This window comes from Ilumatobacter sp., from assembly GCF_049588435.1.
Taxonomy (GTDB): Bacteria; Actinomycetota; Acidimicrobiia; order Acidimicrobiales; family Ilumatobacteraceae; genus Ilumatobacter_A.
Map to the genome: position 1 here is coordinate 1 of NZ_JBAVYV010000497.1, position 8,901 is coordinate 8,901.

The 8,901-nt window shown below is 67.1% G+C and carries 10 protein-coding genes; 8 read left to right on the plus strand and 2 right to left on the minus strand.

Going from position 1 to position 8,901, the window contains the following annotated elements; genetic code table 11:
- Positions 1 to 802: M48 family metalloprotease (locus tag WBV89_RS18610; protein ID WP_423982825.1), on the minus strand; the 802-nt coding region annotated here is incomplete at its 3' end.
- A 79-nt stretch (positions 803 to 881) separates the two neighbouring features.
- Here WBV89_RS18610 and WBV89_RS18615 point away from each other — a divergent pair.
- The 8 genes from WBV89_RS18615 to WBV89_RS18650 all read left to right on the plus strand — a co-directional run bounded on the left by WBV89_RS18615 (position 882) and on the right by WBV89_RS18650 (position 8,535).
- Positions 882 to 1,202, plus strand: coding sequence for a 4Fe-4S dicluster-binding protein (locus WBV89_RS18615; protein WP_423982826.1), 321 nt, complete (start codon positions 882 to 884; stop codon positions 1,200 to 1,202).
- 2 nt (positions 1,203 to 1,204) lie between these two features.
- Complete coding sequence (locus tag WBV89_RS18620; RefSeq protein WP_423982827.1) at positions 1,205 to 2,248, plus strand: proline racemase family protein; 1,044 nt, start codon at positions 1,205 to 1,207, stop codon at positions 2,246 to 2,248.
- 63 nt (positions 2,249 to 2,311) lie between these two features.
- Positions 2,312 to 2,833, plus strand: a complete 522-nt coding sequence (locus tag WBV89_RS18625) for a glycine/sarcosine/betaine reductase selenoprotein B family protein (RefSeq protein ID WP_423982828.1) — start codon at positions 2,312 to 2,314, stop codon at positions 2,831 to 2,833.
- 18 nt (positions 2,834 to 2,851) lie between these two features.
- Entirely contained in the window at positions 2,852 to 3,199 is a 348-nt protein-coding gene (locus tag WBV89_RS18630; RefSeq protein WP_423982829.1) for a hypothetical protein, read from the plus strand.
- Between the two features lie 104 nt (positions 3,200 to 3,303).
- A complete protein-coding gene (locus WBV89_RS18635; protein ID WP_423982830.1) occupies positions 3,304 to 4,074 on the plus strand; it encodes an alpha/beta hydrolase in 771 nt (256 codons plus the stop codon).
- A 2-nt stretch (positions 4,075 to 4,076) separates the two neighbouring features.
- Complete coding sequence (gene lgt / locus WBV89_RS18640) at positions 4,077 to 5,090, plus strand: prolipoprotein diacylglyceryl transferase (protein WP_423982833.1); 1,014 nt, start codon at positions 4,077 to 4,079, stop codon at positions 5,088 to 5,090.
- A 69-nt stretch (positions 5,091 to 5,159) separates the two neighbouring features.
- Positions 5,160 to 7,280 carry an alpha-galactosidase gene (locus WBV89_RS18645; protein ID WP_423982834.1) on the plus strand — a complete coding sequence of 707 codons (2,121 nt, stop codon included), beginning with the start codon at positions 5,160 to 5,162 and terminating at the stop codon, positions 7,278 to 7,280.
- An 88-nt stretch (positions 7,281 to 7,368) separates the two neighbouring features.
- Positions 7,369 to 8,535, plus strand: a complete 1,167-nt coding sequence (locus WBV89_RS18650) for a GNAT family N-acetyltransferase (RefSeq protein WP_423982831.1) — start codon at positions 7,369 to 7,371, stop codon at positions 8,533 to 8,535.
- Between the two features lie 67 nt (positions 8,536 to 8,602).
- Here the strand turns inward: WBV89_RS18650 and WBV89_RS18655 are convergent.
- Positions 8,603 to 8,901, minus strand: a 299-nt coding sequence (locus WBV89_RS18655) for a citrate/2-methylcitrate synthase (protein WP_423982832.1), incomplete at its 5' end; no start/stop codon positions are given.

An 8,901-nucleotide genomic window follows, 5' to 3' on the forward strand; every position in this document is an offset into this window, starting at 1 on the left:
GACTCTGGCCGGCGGCCAGCACCCGACGCAACGCGCTCGACAGTTCCCGTCCGAAGCCCATCCGAACCGCACGTTGGTCGGCGTCGAACTCGGACTGATGGCTCACCAGGTTGCTCAGGGCGGTACCGGCGCGGATCCCGGCGGTGAAGATCCACGACACGGCGTGAATCGCGTAGGCCGCGGCTCGGGCCACGCCTTCGATGGCGGGCGAGTCGCGCCCGAACGACTCGCGAGCGGCCGTTGCGACGTTCTCCAGGTACACACCGATCCGGGCGAACACGACGACGGGCATCGACAGCCAGTGGCCGATGGTGATCGCGACGGTGTGGAGGCCGAGGTGATGACTCAATTCGTGGGCGAGCACCCCCTGGAGCTCGGGTGTCGACAACTCCTCGACGGCGAACGACGTGACGACGACGAGGTGGCCGCCGCACGCGAATGCGTTCAGGTCGTCGGACGGCAGGATTCGCACGACGTAGTGGTCGGGCTTGAGCCGGCTGGTCATCACGATCTCGCGCCACAGCGGTGCGATCGCGGCCTCCTCCGAAACGGTCGGTCGGCGGGCACCGAGGACCGGGGTGAGGACCAACACCTGGAAGCGGCGGATGAAGAGCAGCGGCCCGGTCGCCGCGAAGCCGAGGAGCACCCACACGAACGCCACGTCGGTGAACAACCCGATCGGGAGCCACGCCAGGAACAGCGACAGCACGGTGAACGGCAACATCGCGACGACGGGGACGAACGCCCAGAGCGCGGACCGTTCGACGCGTCGCCGTTGCCCGGGCGCGGTCTGAACGGCCATCGGCGGAAGGATACGACTCCAGGAGGAGCATCATCGTCCGAAGGACGACCGCTGTGGCGTCGCGTCCTACAATCCGTCGATGGCCGGCGAGACGATCACCCGAGATGGGCGGATCGAACTGAGGCAGCGCAACGAGAAGTGGCAGAACCCGCCGCTCTTCATCGACATGCTCGACTGCATCAACTGCGATGCGTGCCTGCGTCACTGTCCGCCGCACTTCGGTGCGATCTTCAACCACGGGGCGGACGTCGTGATCATCCCGGAACTGTGCAGCGGTTGCGACAAGTGCCTTCCGGTCTGCCCGGTCGACTGCATCCATCCGATCACCGACGGAGCGGCGGACGAGCACGCACCGAACGATTGGTGGGCGTTGCCGCTGTCGGACCACGATCCGTACTGACCGTGCACGATTTCGTCACCGGACCGATCGAGGTCGTCGCCTGCCACGCGGAGGGCGAGGTCGGCGATGTCATCGTGTCCGGCGTCGCGGTGCCGCCCGGTGAGACGGTGTGGGAACAGTCGAGATGGATCGCTGCCGACCAGCGTCTCCGGAGCCTCATGCTCAACGAGCCGCGTGGCGGGGTCTTCCGCCACGTCAACCTGCTCGTCCCGCCGACCGTTCCGGCGGCTGACATCGGGTTCATCATCATGGAGCCGATGGACACGCCGCCGATGTCCGGTTCGAACTCGATGTGTGTCGCAACCGTCGTTCTCGAGACCGGCATCGTGCCGATGACCGAGCCGGTGAGCACGGTCGTGCTCGAGGCACCCGTCGGACTGGTGACCGTGCGCGCCGACTGTGCGGATGGCAAGGTGACCTCGGTGACGGTGCGCAACGTCGCATCGTTCGCCGCATCGACCGATCAGCGGATCGAGCTCGACGGATTCGGATCGATTCGAGTCGACACGGCGTTCGGTGGTGACAGCTTCGTGATGGTCGACGCGGCCGACCTCGGTCTCGAGATCGACGCGGAACACGGCCTCGAACTCGCCCGACTCGGTTCACGGATCACCCGTGCCGCGAACGAACAGTTGACCTTCCGACATCCGACGACGACGTGGGAGCACTTCTCGTTCTGTCAGATCGCCGGTCCGCTCGGCCGGGACGACGCCGGAGACTTCACGATGACCAACACGGTCGTCGTCGAGCCCGGCAAGCTCGATCGGTCACCGACGGGAACTGGAGTCTCCGCACGCATGGCGCTGCTGCGGGCTCAGGGCGTGATGAGCGTCGGCGACCGGTTACGGATGCGGTCGGTGATCGGATCCGAGTTCGTCGGCACGATCGAGTCCGACACCGAGATCGGTGAGGGCGAGCATCGTCGGGCGGCGATCGTTCCGACCGTCAGCGGGCGCGCCTGGCGCTACGGAACCCGCACCTACGAGTTCGACGCGACCGATCCGTGGCCGCTCGGCTACCGCGTCAGCGACACCTGGCCGACCTGACGACGAAAACGCGCGTTGGTGCCTGGCACCGACGCGCATCGGTGGGCGGGATACGGTCGCAGCATGTCTCAGGGGTCACATCGTCCCGATCGCCAGATCGTGAATCGGAGCTTCGTCAGCTACATCGACAAGTCGCGCGAGTACTACCAGGCACAGGGGTACGAGCAGGCGTACCGATGGGCTGCGTTCGACGACGTGGCGTTCAGCCGCCCCACCACACCGCTGGCCGAATCGAACGTCGCCGTCGTCACCACGTCGTTCCTGCACCACCACGACTCGGCGTTCGGTGCGCCGGCGACCGACAAGCAGGTGTATCACCACCCGGTCGACGACGTTCCCGCGGCGATGTTCACCGATGACCTGTCATGGGACAAGCAGGCGACGCACACCGACGACAACGAGTCGTTCCTGCCGGTCGGAGCGCTGCGATCGCTGGCCGACGACGGGGTGATCGGTTCGCTGAACCATCGCTTCTTCGGCGTTCCCACCGAATACAGCCAGCGCAAGACCGGGCTCGATGCCGACCAGATCGCCGAATGGTGTGCTGCCGACGGCGTCGACATCGCACTGCTCGTCCCGCTTTGACCCGTGTGTCACCAGACCGTGAGTCTGGTTGCACGTCGTCTCGAGGAGTCCGGTGTCGCGACGGTGGTTGTCGGCAGTGCGCGCGACATCGTCGAGGAAGCCGGCGTCGCCCGGTTCGTCTTCGTCGACTTCCCGCTCGGAAATCCCTGTGGCAAGCCCGACGATCGGACGATGCAACGGGCGATCGTGTCGCTCGCGCTCGACGTCGTCGACTCGGCCGTTGCGCCACGTAGCACCGTGCAGGCACCGTTCCGATGGGGGAGCGACGACTGGCGTGAAGCGTTCATGGCGATCGGTGAGCACAACCGGGACGCGCTCCGTGCTGCAGGTGAGCGACGCCGCGCCCACCAGGCCGGATCGGGCTGAGCCCACACGGTCGGGTGCGTTGTGCAGCGCACCGTCGATTCCGCGGTGCGGTCGGAGCCGACGTCGGAGGTGGCGGAACGATCGGCGCCCACTAGACAGTGGGGATGAGCGAACTCGAGGTCATGGATGGATGCGAGCCATTCGCCCACGTTGGTTCGGCGAGCACCGGTGTTCTGGTCCTCCACGGTTTCACCGGCAACCCGTCGTCGATGGCGGCGCAGGCGCAGGCGTTCGCGGCCGCCGGGTACCACGTCGAACAACCCCGCCTCCCGGGGCATGGCACGACCCTGGCCGACATGCAGACGACCTGCTGGTCCGACTGGTCCGACGAAGCAGCAGCGGCCTACGACCGATTGGTCGAGCGTGCCGATCGGATCGTGGTGATCGGGTTGAGCATGGGTGGCACCCTCACCCTGTGGACCGGGCTCCAGCGTCTCGACGACGACCGGCTGAAGGGTCTGATCTGCGTGAACGCAGCAACGACGCCGCACGATCCGGAGATGGTCGAGTTGGTCGAGGGGCTGCTCGAGGACGGTGTCGAGGTGTCGCCGTCGATCGGCGGGGACATCGCCGACCCCGACGCGGTCGAGATCGCCTACGAGGGCACTCCGTTGCGGCAACTGCTGTCGCTCACCAACGATGGACTCGCCCCGATCGCCGATCGCTACGGCGAACTCGAGGTCCCGCTGCTGATCTTCTCGTCGACCGACGACCACGTCGTTCCACCCGACAACAGCGCGCACCTCCGCGACACAGCGGGCGGTGACGTCGACTTCGTCACTCTGGAGCGCAGTTTCCACGTGGCGACGCAGGACTTCGATCGTGAACTGATCAATGAGCGCAGCCTGGCGTTCATCGAGCGGGTGACCCGTTGAGCATGCTCGCGAGCATCCCGAGCCCGTCGTTCAATTCGATCGACATCGGGCCACTCAGCCTGAACATCTACGGGCTGATGATCGCCCTCGGTGTCGTTGCCGCCGTGTGGTTGTTCGGGCGCCGCCTCGAGCAGCGGGGTGCCGGCACGTCCGAGGACGCCAGCTCGATCGCCATCTGGGCAGTGATCGCTGGAGTGATCGGGGCACGGCTGTACCACGTCGCGACCGACTGGGATCGCTTCGTGGGCAACTACGGCGCCATCCCGAAGTTGTGGGAGGGCGGACTCGGGATCCCGGGCGGTCTCCTGTTCGGGATCCCGGTCGGGTTGTACATGGCGCACAGGCGGGGGATTCCGTTGGGGATCGCGGCCACGTGTGCGGCTCCGGCGATCCCGCTCGCCCAGGCGATCGGGCGCTGGGGGAACTACTTCAACCAGGAGCTCTACGGGCGCGCCACCGATCTTCCGTGGGCGCTCGAAATCGATGCCAGTCACCTCGTCGAGGATCCTGCCACCGGCCAGATGTTCGAGGTCGGGACCACGTTCCATCCCACGTTCCTCTACGAATCGCTGTGGAGCCTGGCGACCGTCGGAGTGCTGCTGTACATCGATCGTCGCTGGCGCCCGACCGGTGGGTCGCTCATGGGGCTGTATCTCATCGCGTACGGCATCGGTCGGTTCTGGGTCGAAGGGTTGCGCGTCGACCCGGCTGACGACGTCGGTCCGTTCCGCTGGAACCAGTGGGTCGCCCTCGGCTCCGTCGTCATCGGTGTGGTGCTGTTCCTCGTCCTGCGTCTGCGGCCGGACCCTCCCCCGCGATTCGATCCGGACGTCGAGGGTCACGATGGTGATGACCTGGACGCCGACGAAGTCGCCGCGAACGATGATGTCGAGGACGTCCTGGATGCCGACGATCCCGATGTCACCCGTGAGTCTGACGCCGAGGCTGCCGTTTCTGATTCCGAGCCCACCGGTCGCGACGCCGATGCCGACGCCGACGACAGGGAGTCGCGCTGACACTCGGCGCCGACAACGGGTGACGAAGTGGGTCGGGTCCGCCCCGTCACGCGAGACTCGCGCGGCGTGATGTCGTCGTTGGTCCGTCTGTCGAAGCAGTACCGGTCCGAGGCCGTCGACGTCGTCGTCGACGTGTCGACCGGTGCCCCCACGATCGTCTTCTGGGGCCGTTCACTCGGCGAAGGCGCCGAGATCGACGCGATCGTGTCCGCTCTCGACCGTCCGCTGGTCCACGGAACGTTCGACACCGTCGCTCCGATCAGCGTCGTCCCCGAGCATGGATCGGGTTTCGTCGGTCGACCCGGTCTCGTCGGTCGGCGTGGAGGCGGCCGCGCGTGGGCCCCGAGGTTCGCGACGGTCGGATCCGAAGTCCGTGGCGACACCTTGATCGTCGATGCCGTCGATGAGATCGCCGAACTCCGACTTCGCACCACGATCTCTCTCGGCCACACCCTGCGGGTCGCCGCCGAGGTCACGAACACCGCCGCCCGGCGCTATTCGCTCGACGCCCTCACGGTCACCCTGCCGATCGCCCAGCACATCGACGAACTGCTGACGTTCGACGGCCGCTGGTCACGCGAGTTCCATCCCGTCCGTCGCGACTGGCGGCGCGGGGACGTTCTGATCGAGAACCGGCGTGGCCGCACGTCGCACGAATCGCCCCCGCTGTTCTTCGCCGGCGAGAGCGGGTTCGGAGAATGGACGGGCGACGTGTACGGCGTGCACGTCGCGTGGAGCGGGAACCACACGATCCTCGCGAATCGGCTGCCCGATGGGCGGCGCTACGTGCAGGCCGGCGAACTGCTGCACCCCGGCGAGGTCGTGCTCGAGCCGGGTGAGTCGTACCGAACCCCCGATCTCCACGGTGTCCACTCGACGGGCGGTCTCACTCCCGCGACGTGGCAGTTCCACGAGGCTGTTCGTTCGTTCGACGTGCACCCGAGCAGCCCTCGCCCGGTGTCGCTCAACACGTGGGAGGCGGTCTACTTCGATCACGACACCGAGCGGTTGAAGGGGCTCGCCGATGCAGCGGCCGCCCTCGGGATCGAACGTTTCGTGCTCGACGACGGCTGGTTCGGATCGCGTCGCGACGACACGCGCGGACTCGGCGACTGGTGGGTGTCGGACGCGGTGTATCCCGACGGGCTCGACCCTCTGATCAGCCACGTCACCGGTCTCGGGATGGAGTTCGGGATCTGGGTCGAGCCGGAGATGGTCAACCCGGACAGCGTTGTGCATCGCGCCCATCCGGAGTGGGCGCTGGTGACGGAGGGTTACGAGCCGGTGCTGGGTCGCCATCAGCTGGTCCTCGACCTGGCCAACCCGGACGCGTTCGACTTCATCGAAGGGCATCTCGATGCACTGCTGCGCGATCACGACATCGCGTACGTCAAGTGGGACATGAACCGCGACCACATCCAGGCCAGCGGTGACGACGGCGCATCCGGAAGTCGGGCGCAGACGCTCGCGTTCTACCGGCTCGTCGACACGCTGCGCTCGAAGCACCCGACGGTCGAGATCGAGTCGTGTTCGAGCGGTGGCGCGCGCATCGATCTCGAGGTGCTCCGGCGCGCCGAACGGGTGTGGACGAGCGACTGCAACGACGCGCTCGAACGTCAGACGATCCAGCGAGGCGCCTCGATGTTGATCCCGCCCGAGGTGATGGGGGCGCACATCGGGCCGCGACGATCACACACCACGGCGCGCACACAGTCGCTTGCGTTCCGGGCAGCGACCGCGCTCTTCGGCCACCTCGGCGTCGAGTGGGACGTCACGCAACTGACCGACCGAGAGCGCACCGCGTTGCGGGCGATGATCGGGCTGTACAAGGAACATCGGGATCTGCTGCACGGTGGCGACACCGTCAGGTTCTCGACCGAGGACGCATACAACGCGCACGGGGTCTACGCCCGCGATCGATCGCGGGCGGTCGTGTCGTTCGCTCAACTGACCACCGCTGCGAGCCAGATTCCTCCGCCCCTCCGTCTGCCCGGCCTCGACCCCGATGCGACATATCGGATCGAGCATCTCGCCATCCCGTTCGGACCTCCGCTCGTGGGCCGGACACAACCGTCATGGATGTCCACCGGAGTGACCCTGACCGGTCGGCAGTTGGAGACCCACGGGATCCAACCGCCCACGCTGCACCCGGAGTCGGCCGTGTTGTTCCTGATCACGCGCACCGACTGATCGTCGCGCGACCCGTCCGGCGCGCGACGCCGTCGGTGCGATCGAAATCCCCGCGCTGGTTCGGCCTCCGTTCGGCCATGATCGTGTGATGATCGAGATTCGCGTTCCCGTTGCCGACGACCTCGATGCGATCTTCCGTCGTGATAGCGAAGCCTTCGGCGGGTCCTTCACGGCCGAGCAACGAATCGTCTGGACCGAACTGCTCGATCTCGACCGGTTCCGCGCCGCGTTCGACGGCGACACGCTCGTTGGTTTCGCCGGTTCGCACGAACTCGAGATCACGCTGCCCGGGGCAGTGGTCGTTCCGATGGCCGGCACGACGTGGGTGTCGGTCGCAGCGACCCACCGACGCCAGGGCATCCTCCGCAGGTTGATCGATGCCGTGCATGCCGACATCGACGAACGTGGCGAGCCCATCGCCGGTCTGCAGGCGAGCGAGGCCGGAATCTACGAACGGTTCGGGTACGGCGCCGCGACCAGTTGGCGTCACATCGAGATCGACCGTCGACGGGTGGAGTTCTCCGACCGGTTCCAGCCCTCACCGGGTGGGCTCACCCTGATCGATCCGCTCGTCGAGGTCGATCGGCTCGCCGAGATCTACGACCGCTACCGCCGTGGACAGGTCGGAGAGGTGTCCCGGTCGCCCGCGTGGATCCGGATGCGAATGTCCGAGGGATCGAGACGGCGTGCGGGTGTGCTGCACCGTGACGGGTACGCGATCTGGACGATCACCGAGAATTGGAGCGAGTTCGACGCCCGTCACGAACTCTGCCTCGACGATCTCGTGGCGTGTACCGACGAGGCGCGTGCGGCGCTGTGGAACCTCGTGCTGTCACACGATCTCGTCGGTCCCGTCCGTTCCGATCGTTCGGTGGCGCTCGACGATCCGCTCGCGTCTCTCCTGACCAACCCGCGTGCGGTGAAGACGACCGCGCTGCACGACTTCTTGTGGTTGTGCCCGCGCCGTGTCGGTGACCTGTTGGCCGCGCGCCGATACCGGGACGCCGATGCTCTCGTGGTCGACGTGGACGGCGAACGCTGGCGGGTCGAGGGCGGGATCGACGGCGCCGTCTCGGTGCGCACCAATGTTGCGCCGGACCTCACCATGACGCGCGCCGCGATGGGAGCGCTGTTGCTCGGTGGGGTGAGCGCGACCGAACTCGCGGCCGAACGACGGCTGATCGGCGACGATCTCGCTCGCGCCGATGTGTTCTTCGGATGGATGCCGGCGCCCCACTGCACCACGCCCTTCTGACGCCGCGCTCCGTCCACCAAGATGTGCGTTGGTGCCAGGCACCAACGCGCATCTTGCTGTCGAACGCTCAGTAGGAGAGTCCTCGGTATCGGACGGGGCGCTCGTCGATCTCCTCGCGGTAGTGCGCGGCGAACCCGGCGAGGCGGGCCACGGCGAACAGCGGGCATCCCGGAGGGAGGTCGGCGACGTACGTGAGTGCGCCGAGCGCGAGGTCGACGTTCGGCGGTTGGGCGACGTGGCTCCCGGCGCGGGTTCGCAGCTCCGACACCGTCTGCAGCCGACCCGCCGGGTCGGGGAGTCGGGCGACGCGCTCGAGGAGGAGGTCGAAGCGCGGATCATGTCGGCGATAGATCGTGTGCCCGAACC